This is a genomic window from Streptomyces sp. ISL-96, from assembly GCF_018614035.1.
Taxonomy (GTDB): domain Bacteria; phylum Actinomycetota; class Actinomycetes; order Streptomycetales; family Streptomycetaceae; genus Streptomyces.
On sequence record NZ_JAGGPA010000012.1, the window covers coordinates 102,176 to 117,943 of the forward strand.

At 68.5% G+C, this 15,768-nt stretch carries 18 protein-coding genes and 2 pseudogenes; 18 read left to right on the forward strand and 2 right to left on the reverse strand.

Translation table 11 applies throughout. The annotated features are described in order from the left end of the window. Positions 1-63 precede the first annotated feature (63 nt). The 9 genes and pseudogenes from J7E96_RS09325 to J7E96_RS09365 all read left to right on the forward strand — a co-directional run bounded on the left by J7E96_RS09325 (position 64) and on the right by J7E96_RS09365 (position 8,021). Complete coding sequence (locus J7E96_RS09325; RefSeq protein ID WP_251069624.1) at positions 64-864, forward strand: ArsR family transcriptional regulator; 801 nt, start codon at positions 64-66, stop codon at positions 862-864. Then, a complete protein-coding gene (gene sufB, locus J7E96_RS09330; protein WP_215129415.1) occupies positions 861-2,282 on the forward strand; it encodes a Fe-S cluster assembly protein SufB in 1,422 nt (473 codons plus the stop codon). Before J7E96_RS09325 ends, sufB begins: the two co-directional genes overlap by 4 nt. Before the next feature lie 57 nt (positions 2,283-2,339). After that, the gene (gene sufD / locus J7E96_RS09335) at positions 2,340-3,518 is read left to right on the forward strand and encodes a Fe-S cluster assembly protein SufD (protein WP_215129417.1); all 1,179 of its coding nucleotides are present in this window, start codon (positions 2,340-2,342) and stop codon (positions 3,516-3,518) included. Continuing rightward, positions 3,518-3,835, forward strand: a complete 318-nt coding sequence (locus tag J7E96_RS09340; protein ID WP_215129419.1) for a bifunctional 3-phenylpropionate/cinnamic acid dioxygenase ferredoxin subunit — start codon at positions 3,518-3,520, stop codon at positions 3,833-3,835. Before sufD ends, J7E96_RS09340 begins: the two co-directional genes overlap by 1 nt. Before the next feature lie 7 nt (positions 3,836-3,842). Beyond that, entirely contained in the window at positions 3,843-4,607 is a 765-nt protein-coding gene (sufC, locus tag J7E96_RS09345) for a Fe-S cluster assembly ATPase SufC (RefSeq protein ID WP_215129421.1), read from the forward strand. Beyond that, positions 4,604-5,860 carry a cysteine desulfurase gene (locus J7E96_RS09350; RefSeq protein ID WP_215129423.1) on the forward strand — a complete coding sequence of 419 codons (1,257 nt, stop codon included), beginning with the start codon at positions 4,604-4,606 and terminating at the stop codon, positions 5,858-5,860. Before sufC ends, J7E96_RS09350 begins: the two co-directional genes overlap by 4 nt. Positions 5,861-5,872: 12 nt before the next feature. Then, positions 5,873-6,337, forward strand: coding sequence for a Fe-S cluster assembly sulfur transfer protein SufU (gene sufU / locus J7E96_RS09355; RefSeq protein WP_215129425.1), 465 nt, complete (start codon positions 5,873-5,875; stop codon positions 6,335-6,337). After that, the gene (locus J7E96_RS09360; protein WP_214974645.1) at positions 6,334-6,711 is read left to right on the forward strand and encodes a metal-sulfur cluster assembly factor; all 378 of its coding nucleotides are present in this window, start codon (positions 6,334-6,336) and stop codon (positions 6,709-6,711) included. The genes sufU and J7E96_RS09360 overlap by 4 nt, the downstream gene beginning before the upstream one ends. Positions 6,712-6,793: 82 nt before the next feature. Next, a pseudogene (locus tag J7E96_RS09365) lies at positions 6,794-8,021 on the forward strand (IS30 family transposase). A 75-nt stretch (positions 8,022-8,096) separates the two neighbouring features. Here the strand turns inward: J7E96_RS09365 and J7E96_RS09370 are convergent. Next, positions 8,097-9,110 (reverse strand): hypothetical protein, encoded by a 1,014-nt coding sequence (locus J7E96_RS09370; RefSeq protein WP_215129427.1) that lies wholly within the window; start codon positions 9,108-9,110, stop codon positions 8,097-8,099. Positions 9,111-9,335: 225 nt separating this feature from the next. Between J7E96_RS09370 and J7E96_RS09375 the strand changes: the two genes are divergently transcribed. The 7 genes from J7E96_RS09375 to J7E96_RS09400 all read left to right on the forward strand — a co-directional run bounded on the left by J7E96_RS09375 (position 9,336) and on the right by J7E96_RS09400 (position 13,349). Further along, positions 9,336-9,662: a multidrug efflux SMR transporter gene (locus J7E96_RS09375; protein WP_374196648.1), complete on the forward strand. Its 327-nt coding sequence runs from the start codon at positions 9,336-9,338 to the stop codon at positions 9,660-9,662. A 13-nt stretch (positions 9,663-9,675) separates the two neighbouring features. Then, positions 9,676-10,212: a TetR/AcrR family transcriptional regulator gene (locus J7E96_RS09380; protein WP_215129429.1), complete on the forward strand. Its 537-nt coding sequence runs from the start codon at positions 9,676-9,678 to the stop codon at positions 10,210-10,212. Positions 10,213-10,216: 4 nt separating this feature from the next. Continuing rightward, complete coding sequence (locus tag J7E96_RS38130) at positions 10,217-10,345, forward strand: hypothetical protein (RefSeq protein WP_285439432.1); 129 nt, start codon at positions 10,217-10,219, stop codon at positions 10,343-10,345. A gap of 127 nt (positions 10,346-10,472) precedes the next feature. Beyond that, positions 10,473-11,468 (forward strand): 2,3,4,5-tetrahydropyridine-2,6-dicarboxylate N-succinyltransferase, encoded by a 996-nt coding sequence (dapD, locus tag J7E96_RS09385; RefSeq protein ID WP_215129431.1) that lies wholly within the window; start codon positions 10,473-10,475, stop codon positions 11,466-11,468. A gap of 358 nt (positions 11,469-11,826) precedes the next feature. Then, entirely contained in the window at positions 11,827-12,423 is a 597-nt protein-coding gene (locus J7E96_RS09390; RefSeq protein ID WP_215129532.1) for a YdcF family protein, read from the forward strand. Positions 12,424-12,440: 17 nt separating this feature from the next. Further along, positions 12,441-12,983, forward strand: coding sequence for a hypothetical protein (locus J7E96_RS09395; protein WP_308295891.1), 543 nt, complete (start codon positions 12,441-12,443; stop codon positions 12,981-12,983). 141 nt (positions 12,984-13,124) lie between these two features. Further along, positions 13,125-13,349 carry a hypothetical protein gene (locus tag J7E96_RS09400; RefSeq protein WP_215129543.1) on the forward strand — a complete coding sequence of 75 codons (225 nt, stop codon included), beginning with the start codon at positions 13,125-13,127 and terminating at the stop codon, positions 13,347-13,349. On the opposite strand, the pseudogene dapA reads toward J7E96_RS09400, so the two are convergent. Further along, positions 13,334-14,201: pseudogene (gene dapA / locus J7E96_RS09405) on the reverse strand (4-hydroxy-tetrahydrodipicolinate synthase). The gene J7E96_RS09400 and the pseudogene dapA overlap by 16 nt on opposite strands. A 169-nt stretch (positions 14,202-14,370) precedes the next feature. Between dapA and J7E96_RS09410 the strand changes: the two are divergent. Together J7E96_RS09410 and J7E96_RS09415 are read left to right on the forward strand one after the other, a co-directional pair. Continuing rightward, positions 14,371-15,114 (forward strand): SDR family NAD(P)-dependent oxidoreductase, encoded by a 744-nt coding sequence (locus J7E96_RS09410; RefSeq protein ID WP_215129433.1) that lies wholly within the window; start codon positions 14,371-14,373, stop codon positions 15,112-15,114. 59 nt (positions 15,115-15,173) lie between these two features. Next, positions 15,174-15,758 carry a DUF4232 domain-containing protein gene (locus tag J7E96_RS09415; RefSeq protein ID WP_215129534.1) on the forward strand — a complete coding sequence of 195 codons (585 nt, stop codon included), beginning with the start codon at positions 15,174-15,176 and terminating at the stop codon, positions 15,756-15,758. Positions 15,759-15,768 lie beyond the last annotated feature (10 nt).

A 15,768-nucleotide genomic window follows, 5' to 3' on the forward strand; every position in this document is an offset into this window, starting at 1 on the left:
TCCGCAGGTCAGGTTAGGTGTGCCTAAGTGATGCAGCCCACCGGGGCTTGATCGAGACGCGGGTTGTCACGCTCTGAGGAATTACGCAACAATGGTGTTGTGAAATACGGTGTGAGTTCGACTGAGCCTCCCCAGGAGGAGCTCGCGACCGGTGAGCGCTCGACGCGCAACCGGATCGCGCGGTCAGTCCTGGACCACGGCCCGTCCACCGCCGCCGATCTCGCGAAACGCCTCGGCCTCACCCAGGCCGCCGTCCGCCGCCACCTCGACTCGCTCGTCGCCGAGAACGTCGTCGAGCCCCGTGAGCAGCGCGTGTACGGCACCAGGACCCGGGGCAGGCCGGCCAAGGTTTTCGCGCTCACCGACTGCGGCAGGGACGCCTTCGACCAGTCCTACGACAAGCTCGCGGCCGAGGCCCTGCACTGGATCTCCCAAGCGGCCGGCGGCGGCGAAAAGGGCGAGGCGGCAGTCGCCGCGTTTGCCCGCGCGCGGTTCGCCGCCCAGGCTGGGGCGTACCGGAAAGTGGTAGAGGCGGCCGCCCCCGAGGAGCGGACCGAGGCGCTTGCCAAGGCCTTGTCGGCCGACGGGTACGCTGCTACGGCGCGTAACGCACCGGTCGGAGAGCAGCTCTGCCAGCACCACTGCCCGGTCGCCCATGTCGCCGAGCAGTATCCGCAGCTGTGCGAGGCGGAGACGGAGTTCTTCTCCGAACTGCTCGGGACGCATGTGCAGCGTCTGGCCACCATCGCCCACGGCGACGGGGTGTGCACGACGTTCATTCCGCGCAGCAGCAGCACAGCACAGAGCACACAAACCGCAAATTCAGCATCTTCTGCAAGTACGGCCGGGAGGAACCCCGCATGACTCTCCCCACGGAGACTGCCCACCCCGAACTCGAGGGCCTGGGTACGTACGAATTCGGCTGGGCCGACTCCGACACGGCAGGCGCGACGGCCAAGCGCGGCCTCTCCGAGGAGGTCGTCCGCGACATCTCGGCGAAGAAGAACGAGCCCGAGTGGATGCTGAAGCTGCGGCTGAAGGGCCTCAAGCTGTTCGGCAAGAAGCCCATGCCGAGCTGGGGCGCCGACCTGTCGGGCATCGACTTCGACAACATCAAGTACTTCGTGCGCTCCACGGAGAAGCAGGCGGAGTCCTGGGAGGACCTGCCCGAGGACATCAAGAACACGTACGACAAGCTCGGCATCCCCGAGGCGGAGAAGCAGCGCCTCGTCGCCGGTGTCGCGGCCCAGTACGAGTCCGAGGTCGTCTACCACCAGATCCGTGAGGACCTGGAGGAGCAGGGCGTCATCTTCCTCGACACGGACACCGCGCTGAAGACGCACCCGGAGCTCTTCCAGGAATACTTCGGCACGGTCATCCCGGTCGGTGACAACAAGTTCGCGTCGCTGAACTCGGCCGTGTGGTCCGGCGGCTCGTTCATCTACGTCCCCAAGGGCGTGCAGGTCGACATCCCGCTCCAGGCCTACTTCCGTATCAACACGGAGAACATGGGCCAGTTCGAGCGGACGCTGATCATCGTCGACGAGGACGCCTACGTTCACTACGTCGAGGGCTGCACCGCCCCGATCTACTCCTCCGACTCGCTGCACAGCGCCGTCGTGGAGATCATCGTGAAGAAGGGCGGCCGCTGCCGCTACACGACCATCCAGAACTGGTCGAACAACGTCTACAACCTGGTCACCAAGCGCGCCGTGGCGTACGAGGGCGCGACCATGGAGTGGGTCGACGGCAACATCGGCTCCAAGGTGACGATGAAGTACCCGGCCGTCTACCTGATGGGCGAGCACGCCAAGGGCGAGACGCTGTCGATCGCCTTCGCGGGCGAGGGCCAGCACCAGGACGCCGGCTCCAAGATGGTCCACATGGCGCCGAACACCTCCTCGAACATCGTCTCCAAGTCGGTGGCGCGAGGCGGCGGCCGGACCTCCTACCGCGGTCTCGTCGAGATCGGCGAGGGCGCCGCGGGCTCGAAGTCCAACGTGCTCTGCGACGCGCTGCTCGTCGACACGATCTCCCGCTCCGACACGTACCCGTACGTCGACGTGCGCGAGGACGACGTGTCCATGGGCCACGAGGCGACCGTCTCCAAGGTCTCCGACGACCAGCTCTTCTACCTGATGAGCCGCGGCATGACCGAGTTCGAGGCCATGGCGATGATCGTCCGCGGCTTCGTCGAGCCGATCGCCAAGGAGCTGCCGATGGAGTACGCCCTGGAGCTCAACCGGCTGATCGAGCTGCAGATGGAAGGTTCGGTCGGTTAGTACCGCCCCACCGCAGCGACAGATTCTTTGACCCAGAGAGAGAGCACTACGACAGCCATGGCTGAGGCTCAGAACATTCCGGTGGGCTCCACGACCGCCGGGTCCATCGCGGTGGCCGCCGAGTCCACCGTCGCCACGCGCATGAGCGCCCCGCCGTCCTTCGACGTCGCGGACTTCCCGGTCCCGCACGGCCGCGAGGAGGAGTGGCGCTTCACGCCGCTGGAGCGCCTGCGCGGGCTGCACGACGGCACCGCCGAGGCCGGCGGCGTACTCACCGTCGAGGTGACCGCCCCCGAGGGCGTCACCGTCGAGACGGTGGACCGCTCCGACGCGCGGCTCGGCAAGGCCGGCACCCCGGTGGACCGCGTGGCCGCTCAGGCGTACAGCTCCTTCGAGAAGGCCTCGGTCGTCTCGGTGCCCAAGGAAGCCGTACTGACCGAGCCCATCCGGATCGCCGTGCACGGCGAGGGCGGCACCGCCTACGGCCACCAGGTCGTCGAGCTGGGCGCCTTCGCCGAGGCTGTCGTCGTCATCGACCACACCGGTGACGCCGTGCTCGCCGCCAACGTCGACTTCGTCGTCGGCGACGGCGCGAAGCTGACCGTCGTGTCCGTCCAGGACTGGGACGACACGGCCGTGCACGTCGCCCAGCACAATGCGCTGATCGGCCGCGATGCCTCGTTCAAGTCGGTCGTGGTGACCTTCGGCGGCGATCTCGTACGCCTCAACCCCCAGGTGCAGTACGCCGGCACCGGCGGCGAGGCCGAGCTCTTCGGCCTGTACTTCACCGACGCGGGCCAGCACCAGGAGCACCGCCTCCTGGTCGACCACAACACCCCGCACTGTAAGTCGAACGTCGCCTACAAGGGCGCGCTCCAGGGTGATGGCGCGCACGCCGTATGGATCGGCGACGTGCTGATCCAGGCCGCCGCCGAGGGTACGGACACGTACGAGCTGAACCGCAACCTCGTCCTCACGGACGGCGCGCGCGTCGACTCGGTCCCGAACCTGGAGATCGAGACCGGCGAGATCGTCGGCGCCGGCCACGCCTCGGCGACCGGCCGCTTCGACGACGAGCAGCTCTTCTACCTCATGTCGCGCGGCATCAGGGCCGACGAGGCCCGCCGCCTCGTCGTCCGCGGCTTCTTCGCGGAGCTCGTCCAGCAGATCGGTCTGCCCGACGTCGAGGAACGCCTCCTCGCCAAGATCGACGCGGAGCTGGAGGCGTCCGTCTGATGGCCTTCGTCAAAGCCTGTGCGCTGAGTGAGCTGGAGGACGACACCCCGAAACGGGTGGAGCTCGACGGCACCCCGGTGTCCATCGTCCGCACCGAGGGCGAGGTGTACGCGATCAACGACATCTGCTCGCACGCGAACGTCTCCCTCTCGGAGGGCGAGGTGGAGGACTGCATGATCGAGTGCTGGCTGCACGGCTCGAGCTTCGACCTCCGCACCGGCAAGCCCTCCGGCCTTCCCGCGACGCGCCCCGTCCCCGTTTACCCCGTAAAGATCCAAGGGGACGATGTGCTCGTCTCCGTCACCCAGGAGTCTTGAGACACCCATGGCAACGCTTGAAATCCGCGACCTGCATGTTTCCGTCGAGGCCGACAACGCCACGAAGGAGATCCTCAAGGGCGTCGACCTGACCGTGAAGCAGGGCGAGACCCACGCCATCATGGGCCCCAACGGCTCCGGCAAGTCCACCCTCGCGTACTCGATCGCGGGTCACCCCAAGTACACGATCACCAGCGGCACCGTCACCCTCGACGGCGAGGACGTGCTGGAGATGACCGTCGACGAGCGTGCCCGCGCCGGCATGTTCCTCGCCATGCAGTACCCGGTCGAGGTCCCCGGCGTCTCGGTCTCCAACTTCCTGCGTACGTCGGCGACGGCGATGCGCGGCGAGGCCCCCAAGCTGCGCACTTGGGTGAAGGAGGTCAAGACCGCCATGGAGACCCTCCAGATGGACCCGGCCTTCGCCGAGCGCAACGTCAACGAGGGCTTCTCCGGCGGTGAGAAGAAGCGCCACGAGATCCTTCAGCTGGAGCTCCTCAAGCCGAAGATCGCGATCCTCGACGAGACCGACTCCGGCCTCGACGTCGACGCGCTGCGCCAGGTCTCCGAGGGCGTCAACCGCGTCCACTCGACCGGCGAGGTCGGCACGCTGCTGATCACGCACTACACGCGCATCCTGCGCTACATCAAGCCGGACTTCGTCCACGTCTTCGCCAACGGCAGGATCGTGGCGTCCGGTGGCCCCGAGCTGGCCGACGAGCTCGAGGCCGAGGGCTACGAGAAGTACACGAAGGGTGGCGTAACCGCGTGACACAGCTGCCGGGCCTTCTCGACACCGAGGCGATCCGCAAGGACTTCCCCATCCTGGATCGTGTGGTCCACGACGGGAAGAAGATCGTTTACCTGGACAACGCGGCGACTTCGCAAAAGCCGCGCCAGGTCCTCGACGCGCTGAACGCGTACTACGAGCGGAGCAACGCCAACGTCCACCGCGGCGTCCACGTGCTCGCCGAGGAGGCCACGGCGCTGTACGAGGGCGCCCGCGACAAGGTCGCCGCCTTCATCAACGCGCCGAGCCGCAACGAGGTCATCTTCACCAAGAACGCCTCCGAGTCGCTCAACCTCGTGGCGAACATGCTGGGCTGGGCCGACGAGCCCTACCGCGTGGACGCCGAGACCGAGATCGTCATCACGGAGATGGAGCACCACTCCAACATCGTGCCGTGGCAGCTGCTCTCGCAGCGCACCGGCGCGAAGCTGAAGTGGTTCGGCATCACCGACGACGGCCGCCTCGACCTGTCCAACATCGACGAGATCATCACCGAGAAGACGAAGATCGTCTCCTTCACGCTGGTCTCGAACATCATGGGCACGATCAACCCGGTCGACGCGATCATCCGCCGCGCCCAGGAGGTCGGCGCGCTGGTGTGCATCGACGCCTCGCAGGCGGCGCCGCACATGGCGCTCGACGTACAGGCGCTCCAGGCCGACTTCGTGGCCTTCACCGGACATAAGATGGTCGGCCCGACCGGCATCGGTGTCCTCTGGGGCCGCCAGGAGCTGCTGGAGGACCTTCCGCCGTTCCTCGGTGGCGGCGAGATGATCGAGACCGTGTCGATGAGCTCGTCGACGTACGCTCCGGCTCCGCACAAGTTCGAGGCGGGTACGCCCCCGATCGCCCAGGCCGTCGGCCTCGGCGCGGCCGTGGACTACCTGACCGCGATCGGCATGGACAAGATCGCCGCGCACGAGCACGCGATCACCGAGTACGCCGTCAAGCGGCTCAGCGAGGTCGAGGGCCTGCGGATCATCGGCCCGACGACCGCCGAGGACCGCGGGGCGACGATTTCGTTCGTACTCGGCGACATCCACCCGCACGACGTGGGTCAAGTACTCGACGAGCTGGGCATCGCGGTCCGGGTCGGCCACCACTGCGCGCGGCCTGTCTGCCTGCGGTACGGAATTCCTGCGACCACGCGAGCGTCGTTCTATCTGTACTCCACGCCGGCCGAGGTCGATGCCCTGGTCGACGGTCTGGAGCACGTCCGGAACTTCTTCGGTTAAGGGCTGGGGATCGTGAAGCTTGATTCGATGTACCAGGAAGTCATCCTGGACCACTACAAGCACCCGCACGGGCGGGGCTTGCGGGACGGCGACGCAGAGGTGCACCACGTCAACCCGACGTGCGGCGACGAGATCACGCTGCGCGTGAAGTACGACGGTGCCACCATCGCCGACGTCTCGTACGAGGGCCAGGGCTGTTCCATCAGCCAGGCCAGCGCCTCCGTGCTGAACGATCTGCTGGTCGGCAAGGAGCTGGCCGAGGCGCAGAAGATCCAGGCGGCCTTCCTGGAACTGATGCAGTCCAAGGGCCAGATCGAGCCGGACGACGCGATGGAGGAGGTACTGGAGGACGCGGTCGCGTTCGCCGGTGTCTCGAAGTATCCGGCGCGTGTGAAATGTGCTCTGCTGAGCTGGATGGCATGGAAGGACGCGACGGCCCAGGCACTGGGCGAGAGCGCCGAGAGGAAGACCGCATGAGCGAGAACGCGACACCCACCGCTGCGACATCCACCGAGGGCGAGACCGAGGTCGTGACGACCAAGCCGGCCACCGAGGAGGAGGTCCGCGAGGCTCTGTACGACGTGGTCGACCCCGAGCTGGGCATCGACGTCGTCAATCTCGGCCTGATCTACGGCGTCCACATCGACGACTCGAACATCGCCACGCTCGACATGACGCTGACGTCCGCGGCCTGCCCGCTGACCGACGTCATCGAGGACCAGGCGAAGTCGGCGACCGAGGGGATCGTCAACGAGCTGAAGATCAACTGGGTCTGGATGCCGCCGTGGGGTCCGGACAAGATCACGGACGACGGCCGCGAGCAGCTTCGCGCGCTCGGCTTCAACGTCTGAGTTCAGTAGTACGGCAGTGAAGAGGCCCCCGGCATCCCTTGAGTTCTAGTAGTCGTCGCAACACCCCAGCTCAAGGGGTGCGATGGACTTCGAGGTACGCAAGGACCGGGGGCCGCAGGGCAGGAAGAAGCTGGTCCGAGAGCGGGCGGCATACTTCCAGCTCATGCAGCAGGGCTACAGCAGTAGGGAAGCCTGCCGGATCGTTGGTATCGACGCCCGGACCGGCAAGAAGTGGCGCAACGGAAGCCACGCATACGCGGGCAGGCCGAAGGCGGCTCCACCAGCACAGGTGGAGCCGCCGGTCTCGTCCCGCTACCTGTGCGAGGCCGACCGCATCCACATAGCCGACCGGCTGCGGGAGAGGGCTTCCGTCCGCACCATCGCAGCGGAACTCGGACGAAGCCCGTCCACAATCAGCCGGGAGATACGCCGCAACGGCATTCTCCTGCGCAAGGACAGCTTCTCGCTGGGCCTACCGGCCCCATGCCGCCCAGGACCGGGCAAACGCGCGCCGGCCCCGGCCCAAGCCCGGCAAGATCGGCACGAACCTGGAGTTGCGGGACTTCATCCAGGAACACCTGACCCTGCGGTGGAGCCCGGAGCAGATCTGTCACGCTCTGCGCAGACGGTTCCCCGGCCGGCCGGAGATGCACGTGACCCACGAGACGATCTACCAGGCCCTCTACGTCCAAGGCCGCGGCGAACTCCGCCGCGAACTCACCAAAGCCCTGCGGACCGGATGCGCCCGGCGCCGCCCGCATCGTATGTCCCACAAGCGATCGCCGCGCTCTTCGTTCCCGATGGTGCTGATCAGCGACCGGCCGGCAGAAGTCACCGACCGGGCCGTCCCAGGCCACTGGGAGGGCGACCTCATCATCGGGGCGAACTCCCGCTCAGCCATCGGCACACTCGTCGAACGCACCACCCGCTACGTGATGCTCGTCCACCTGCCGACGGGCCACGGAGCGGCCGCCACGAGGGACGCATTGATCGAGACCGTGCAAAACCTCCCGCCCCATCTGCGGCGGTCCCTGACCTGGGACCAGGGAGGCGAGATGGCTGCCCACCGGGCGTTCACCGTCGCCACGGACATCCCGGTCTACTTCTGCAACCCCGCCAGCCCCTGGCAGCGCGGATCGAACGAGAACACCAACGGCCTCCTGCGGCAGTACTTCCGCAAGGGAACAGACCTCAACCTCCACACCCGAGAGCACCTGGACACCGTCGCCGCCGAACTCAACAGCCGCCCACGCAAAACGCTCGGCTGGGAAACCCCAGCCGAGCGCCTGTCTAAACTGCTCGCGGCCTGATCAACCGACCACGTGTTGCAACGACCCCTCGAATTCGCCCAGGCGTGGGGGCCTCTTCACTGTGCGCGTGGCCGGTCAGTGCGGGACCGCCGCTGCCTCGGCGAGGGCAGGGGCCAGGTCCTCCCTGCGGATGCGCTGGTCGACGTACAGCAGACTGTTCACGAGCTGCGGCAGGACGGCGGCGATGATCTGGGTGATGAAGGTGCCGACGAGGATGAACGCCATGTAGGAGCCCATCGCGGCGAAGGTTTCCGTGGCACTGGGATCCGGCCCCATGCTCGACATACCGGGCATGCTGGTTATCATGCCGATGATCGTGAGCGGGAACTGGATGATGTACCCCGCGACTGTGGCGACGAGGTAACCCAGCAGGCTGATGCCGAAGATCCGCCACCAGGAGCCCTTCACCAGCAGGGCCGAGCGCCGCAGCGCGGCGACGGGGCCCCGGGACTCGAAGACCACGGCGGCCGGCGCCAGGCTGAACAGCACCCACAGCCAGATGCCCACAGGCATGATCGCGAGCGTCAGCACGAAGCCGAGCACGGCCCACCCCGGGCTCGCGTCGGACGACACGACCGCCACGATCAAAAAGATGTAACTGGCCATGAAGAGGGCCATCACGAGCGCCGCGGCGAGCCAGGGCAGCAGCATCGTGCCGATCACGGCAGGGACCCTGGGCCAGGCGCGGCGCCACACCGCGCCGAAGGTCGTACGGCGACCGAGGACCGCGTCCTGGAGTACCGCGGGGCAGGCGGCGTAGATGGTCGCTGTGGCGACGATCATGGCCAGCAACGCCACGATCCAGACGACGCCGAAGGAGATGCCCAGCGACCACGCGTCACCGGAGTCGAAGTGGTCGTCGTACGAGCCGGAGTCGAACGCCCTGTCCAGGATGTCGCTCGTGGCGGAGTACGCGACCGCCAGGGCCGCGCCCAGCACCACGAGCGCACCGCCGTACGCCAGCACGGCTATGCCGAACAGTTGCGTCCAGTGCCGGCCCATCGTGGACATGGTGCCGCCGAGGATGTCCCCCGCGTTCAGCGGGGCGAGCGGTATCACGCCCGGCTTGGGCCGGGGCGGCGGCGGCATCCACCCGCCGCCCCAGCCGGGCGGTGGGGGTGGCGGGGGTCCTGCGTGCGGTCCGCCGCCGTGGGGGCCGTTCCATCCCGAATCGTGCGCCACATTCACTCCGTTACGTTTTCTTCAGGCCCTGACCGGGCGGTACACCGTATCGGGTGCCTGTCGCCCGGCGGAACGGAGTTCGAGCCCACGGGATGCGTACGGTCGTACACATTGATGTGTACAGTCGTACGCATGCCCTTGCCCTACGTACTGCTGGCCGCGGCCATCGCGGCGGAGGTGGCTGGGACCACGGCCATGAAGTACAGCGACGGATTCACCAAGTTGTGGCCCTCGCTGGGCACGGCCGCCGGCTACCTGCTCGCTTTCACGCTGCTCGCGCAGACCCTCAAGTCCATGTCCGTCGGCACCGCCTACGCGATCTGGGCGGGCGTCGGCACGGCGGCCGTCGCCGCCATCGGCATGTTCTTCCTCGGGGAGTCGGCGAACGCGGTCAAGCTGGCTGGGATCGGCCTGGTCATCGTCGGGGTCGTCCTGCTCAACCTGGGCGGTGCGCACTGATGGGCTGTCACTGATGGCTCGCCGTTACGATCCCGAGCGCCGCCAGCGCATCATCGACGCCGCGATACGGGTCGTCGGGAGCAAGGGCATCGCGGGGCTGAGCCACCGGTCCGCCGCGGCCGAGGCCGAGGTGCCGCTCGGCTCGACGACGTACCACTTCAAGACCCTCGACGAGCTGATGGTCGCCGCGCTGCGGCAGGCCAGCGAAGGCTTCGCGAAGGCGGTGAGCGCGCGCGGCGCGCTGGAGGATCCGCGCTCCGATCTCGCCGAAGAACTCGCCCAGTTGCTGGGGGAGTGGATGGCCGGGGACCGTACCGGAGTGGAGCTGGAGTACGAGCTCTACCTGGCCGCGCTGCGCCGGCCGGCCCTGCGTCCCGTCGCCGCCGAGTGGTGCGCGGGCCTCGCCGACCAGCTGGCGCGGCGCACCGATCCGGTCACGGCGCGGGCGCTGGTGGCGCTGATGGACGGGATCTGCCTTCAGGTGCTGCTGACGGGTGCGGAGTACGACGCGGCGTACGCGCGGGAGATGCTGGCGCGCGTCATCGGCTGAGCCGGTGGATTGTGTTCAGCGCCGCCTCGACGCTCGCTGGAACTCGCGGATCGTGACCCCGGCCACGGCATGGACGGCGGGGGGCGCGGTGATCGCGGCGGGGCGGCTGGGCGGCCGTACGTCGGGGCGGTAGCCGGGGCTCGCCCCCGGACCCGGTCGGCCAGCGCCGGACCAGCTGATTTCCGCCCCGGGGGGCGGGTCGGCGCCCGGCATCCGGGACCGGTTCGCCTCTGTGTGCCAGTCCCGGTTAGCGTTCAGGCATGACCGATACGACTGCTACTGCTACTCGCACCACCGGCGCTGTCGCCGCCGGCCTCGCCACCATCGCCGCGGACGGCACTGTCCTCGACACCTGGTTCCCCTCCCCCGAGCTTGTCGCGGAGCCCGGCCCCGCCGGCACCGAGCGCCTCACCGCCGAGCGGGCCGCCGAGCTGCTCGGCGCCTCCGCGCCGAAGGCCGTCGGCCCCGACGCCCGCCGCGGCGTCGAGGTCGTCGCCGTCCGTACGGTCATCGCCTCGCTCGACGACAAGCTGCTGGACGCCCACGACGCGTACCTGCGCCTCCACCTCCTCTCGCACCGCCTGGTCCAGCCGCACGGCCAGAACCTGGACGGCGTCTTCGGCCTCCTCGCCAACGTCGCCTGGACCTCGCTCGGCCCGGTCGCCGTCGACCAGCTGGAGACGGTGCGGCTGAACGCCCGCGCCGAGGGCCTGCACCTCCAGGTGACCTCGGTGGACAAGTTCCCGCGCATGACGGATTACGTCGCCCCGTCGGGCGTCCGTATCGCCGACGCGGACCGCGTCCGCCTCGGCGCGCACCTCGCCTCCGGAACCACCGTCATGCACGAGGGCTTCGTCAACTTCAACGCCGGCACGCTCGGTACCTCCATGGTCGAGGGCCGCATCTCCGCGGGCGTCGTCATCGGAGACGGCACCGACATCGGCGGCGGCGCGTCCACCATGGGCACCCTCTCCGGCGGCGGCAACGTACGCATCACCATCGGCGAGCGCTGCCTGGTCGGCGCCGAGGCGGGCGTCGGCATCGCGCTCGGCGACGAGTGCGTGGTCGAGGCGGGCCTGTACGTGACGGCGGGCACCCGCGTCACGATGCCCGACGGCCAGATCGTCAAGGCCCGCGAACTGTCCGGCGCCAGCAACATCCTCTTCCGCCGCAACTCGGTAACCGGCACCGTCGAGGCCCGCCCGAACAACGCGGTCTGGGGCGGCCTGAACGAAATCCTCCACACCCACAACTGATCAAGCGCACCATTGAGCGCCCTCCCCGGCCGTAGACGGCACCGGGAGGGCGCTCAACCTGTATGCCTTCGGGAGGGCAGGGGGCGCCGACACTGACCCGCTCGATTGGCGGAACTGGCAGCGGGCGGGCCTACTGCCTGATGAGGTCGGAGAGCGGGACCCCGAGCGCGAGCGATACGGAGTACCTGCTCGCAGCTGGGTACGTGCGTTGCGAACTCGACGCGAGGACCGGGTGGGCTCCGGCACGGTTTACTGGCCGTATCCGGCCGCCAGTCCTGGCCACGGTGAGCAAGGAGTGACGCGGGTGATCAGCGAAGACCAGTTCAGGCAAGCGAAGCTGATCTGGGACTACCACCACATGGGGCACCGGCTGCGGAAGGTCGATGTCGCTGTCGGTCTGGGCAGCAACGATCTTGGGGTGGCCTCCTTCTGCGCCGAGCTGTATCACGCCGGGCTGTTCCCCACCCTTGTGTTCACCGGCGGCAGCGGTCGTCCCAGCGCAGCGCTCTTCCCGCGTGGTGAGGCCGTGCACTTCCGCGAGCGCGTGCTTGAGCTCGGTGTTCCCGACTCGGCGATCGTGCTGGAGCCGAACGCGGCGAACACCGGGCAGAACATCGCCTTCTCCCGGCAGGTTCTGGCCGATGCCGGGATCACGCCCTCCACGGTGTTGCTGGTCTCCAGGCCCGGCATGGAGCGGCGGTCCTTTGCCACCGCCCGCAGGGTGTGGCCGGAGGTGGAGGTTGTCTGTGCTTCGGAGCCAGTGAGTTTTGACGGCTACCTCAAGAGAATCGGTGACGAAAAGCTCGTCCTCGACATGCTTGTCGGGGGCCTCCAGCGGGTGATTGAGTATCCGAAGCTCGGATTCGCCATCGAGCAGGATGTGCCGGAGGACGTGCGTAGCGCGTACGAATCTCTCGTTGCCGCAGGCTTCGACAGCCGTCTTCTCAGCACCTGACACGCAGGGGGAGACAGGTGGCGTTTCTGGATCAGATGCCGGCGCTGATCGGTGTGGTGGTGGGCTCGGCCGGCTCGTACACCGCGGCGGCTCTCATAGAGCGGAATCGATGGCGTCGCGGCCGGGCGGAGCGCTGGGACGAGAAGCGGTTCGAGATTTACACGGGCTATGCCAACACCCTCAAGACTCAGATACGCATCGCACAGCGCCTCGGAGCCGCACGCGGCTTCCAGACCGTGCTCGACCCGATCGATGTGGACGAGGGGATGCGGTTGCTCGCGGACGCCGAGTCGAAGCGGTCGGCGGAGTGGGAAGCCGTACTGCTGATCGGTGATGCCGACACGGTCAAAGCCGCACGCGCGTGGCACGAGTCGGTCTGGATCTATGAGCTGTACGCCCGAGGCCAGCGCACCGACTTCGAAGGCTGGGCCCAGGCCGAGAGCCAGGTGAGCGCGGCGCGTGATGAGTTCTATGCGTGTGCACGCCGCGACCTGAGCGTTCCGGGCCCGCCGCCACCGTCCGGCAACTGGCCACGGCAGTGGGAGGGCGGGTCCTCCTAGCGGCGAGCCGCCGTGTGTGCGCCGTACTGGTGGCCGTACACCGCACTCTCACGGAGGACCTTGCGTGACCTCTGGGCCGTTCGGGTGGATAAGCAGGTCGACACATCGGACGAAGAATCAGACGCACGGCGAGGGAACCGCATGACGACACAGCACGCGCGAGCACTTGCCCGATGGATCACCGGATGCGGCGTGGTTCTCATGGCGGTGGGGCTGCCGGCCGGGGCGGTGCACGCCGACGAGACGCACAACAACTCGCACAACGCGCCTCGCGTGATGCTGTTGTCCGTGGGCCAGATCGACGACCCGATGGAGGACGTCCTGGAGCACGCCACCATCCTCGGCAAGACCTACATGTCGGGCTGAGTCTGCCGCCGGTTCAGACTTTCGTACGCCTTGAGCAGCCCGTCGACCGTCGCCCGGTCGGCGGGCCGCAGTGGTTCCCTGACCGGTCCCGCCGGCAGGCCGAGCGCGCGCCGAGCAGGCCCTTCGTGGTGACGGTGCCGGGCAGGCCCGATGCCATCGTGAGCGTGATGAGGGGCAGAGTGGCCTGGTGGGCGCGGGTGGCGCCCGCCGTGTCTCCGGCGTCGTACGCGTCGAGGACCGCCCGCATCGCGCGGGGCGCGGAGTTGGCGACCGTACTGACATAGCCCGCGCCGCCCAACGCGTAGAGCGGCAGGTTGAGTTCTTCGCTGCCCGAGTAGTAGGCGAGAGCGGTTCGGGCGTGGCGCTGCCCAGCAGGTCGTACGCGCAGTCCTTCACCGCGGTGATACGCGGGTGCCCGGCGAGGCGCAGCATGGTCTCGACCTCGATGCGGGTGCCGGTACGGCCGGGGATGTCGTACAGCATCAGCGGGACGCCGACCGCGTCCGCGACCCGCCGGAAGTGCGCTTCCACGGCGTCCTGCGGCGGTCGGCTGTAGTACGGCGTGACCACCAACAGGCCGTCAGCTCCCGCCTGTTCGGCCGCCTGTGCCAGCTCGACCGTGTGGCGCGTGTCGGCGCTGCCTACGCCCGCGAGGACCGACGCCCGGTCACCGACCGCCTCGGACACGGCCCGTACGAGCGCGCTCTTCTCGGCGTCGGTGGTGGTCGGGGACTCGCCGGTGGTGCCGTTCAGGACCAGGCCCTCGCAGCCGCCTGCGGAGACCAGGCGGTCGGCGAGCGACTGGGCGCCGTCAAGGTCCAGTGCTCCTGCTGAGGTGAAGGGCGTGATCATTGCGCACAGGGCGCGCCCGAAAGGGCCTGATGCGGTCATACGGGCAGTCTCGGCCCGCCGGACGGTGAAGGTCCACTTAGATCTGCTTGGGGTGAACAGCAAGCAGTGCTGAACAATCTGGCATGATCGCTGGGGCGCGGCAGGCCGTATCAAGGGGAGGTACTGCTCGATGAGCGAAGAGCGTGTGGCACTCGTGACGGGTTCGTCGTCGGGGATCGGCGCGGCCGTCGCCCGCCGGCTCGCCGCCGCGGGAGTCCGGGTGATCGTCAACTCCGCCCACTCGGCCGAGGCGGGGCAGGCACTCGCCGGTGAACTGCCCGGCGCCCGTTACGTCCAGGCCAATGTGGCCGTGGAGGACGACGCGAAGCGGCTCGTGGCGGAGGCGGTCGCGGCGTACGGACGCCTCGACATCCTGGTCAACAGCGCGGGTACGACGCGTTTCATCCCGCACCACGATCTCGAAGCCGCTGGTCCTGACGTCTGGCGGGACATCTTCGACGTCAACGTCATCGGCGTCTGGCAGACGATCACGGCCGCGGCCACGCACTTGCGGGCGGCACCGGGCGGCGCGGGATGCGTGGTCAACGTGTCCTCGCAGGCGGGCGTACGGCCGGGCGGCAGCTCCATCCCGTACGCCGTCAGCAAGGCGGCCGTGAACCACATGACGAAGCTGCTGGCCAAGACCCTGGGTCCGGAGGTACGGGTCAACGCGGTCGCCCCCGGCCTGATCGACACCCCGTGGTTCGACGGGGTGGAGGGCGCGGACAAGGCGATGGCGGAGGTGGCGGGGGCGGTGCCGCTGCGCCGGGTCGGCAAACCGGAGGACATCGCGGAGGCGGTGTACGACCTCACTCGCGCCGCGTACATCACCGGGGAAGTGCTGCTCGTCGACGGTGGCGGGCACTTGTTGTGACACCGAGGTGGGGGAGTGGGAGCGTGGGCGTACGCCGAAGCGGTGGGGCGGTGGCCTGGATGGTCGCGGGGGTGATCGCACTGTCGGGGTGCGATTTCCTCGTACCGGACGGTGAGGGGGAGCCGGGGCCCACGCCGAGGCCGGTTCCGACACGGAGCGCCACTGCTGCGCCTGCCCCTGCCCCGCCGGCCTCCGGGTCTCCCTCGGCGGGGCCCCGGCCGGCCGGCTGCTCGTCCGGGCAGCCCGAAGTAGCCATGGGCGAGGTGCAGGCGGCCCTCGGCCACCGGGCCGTCGGACTCACCCTGACCAACTGCGGCAAGGACCCCTACCAGGTCTTCGGCTACCCCAGCGTCCAGGCATTGGGAACCGACGGCAAGGTACTCGACGTGTGGGTGAAGCGCGGTTCCTCGTACATGGGCGCTGACAAAGGCCCCACTTCGGTGATCCTCGCCCCCGGCGAGAGCGTGCGGTCGCTCCTCTCCTGGACGAGCAACCCCAAGACCGGACGACTGCAGCAGGCGTCCGCCCTTGCGATCGCCCCGGCCGCCGGCGAGAAGGCGCGGACGTTTCCGCTGGAGGGCAGCGATGTCCGTACGGTGGACGAACTCACCCTGACCGCCTGGCACGCGGCAGCCACCGGCTGACCTTGGCCCG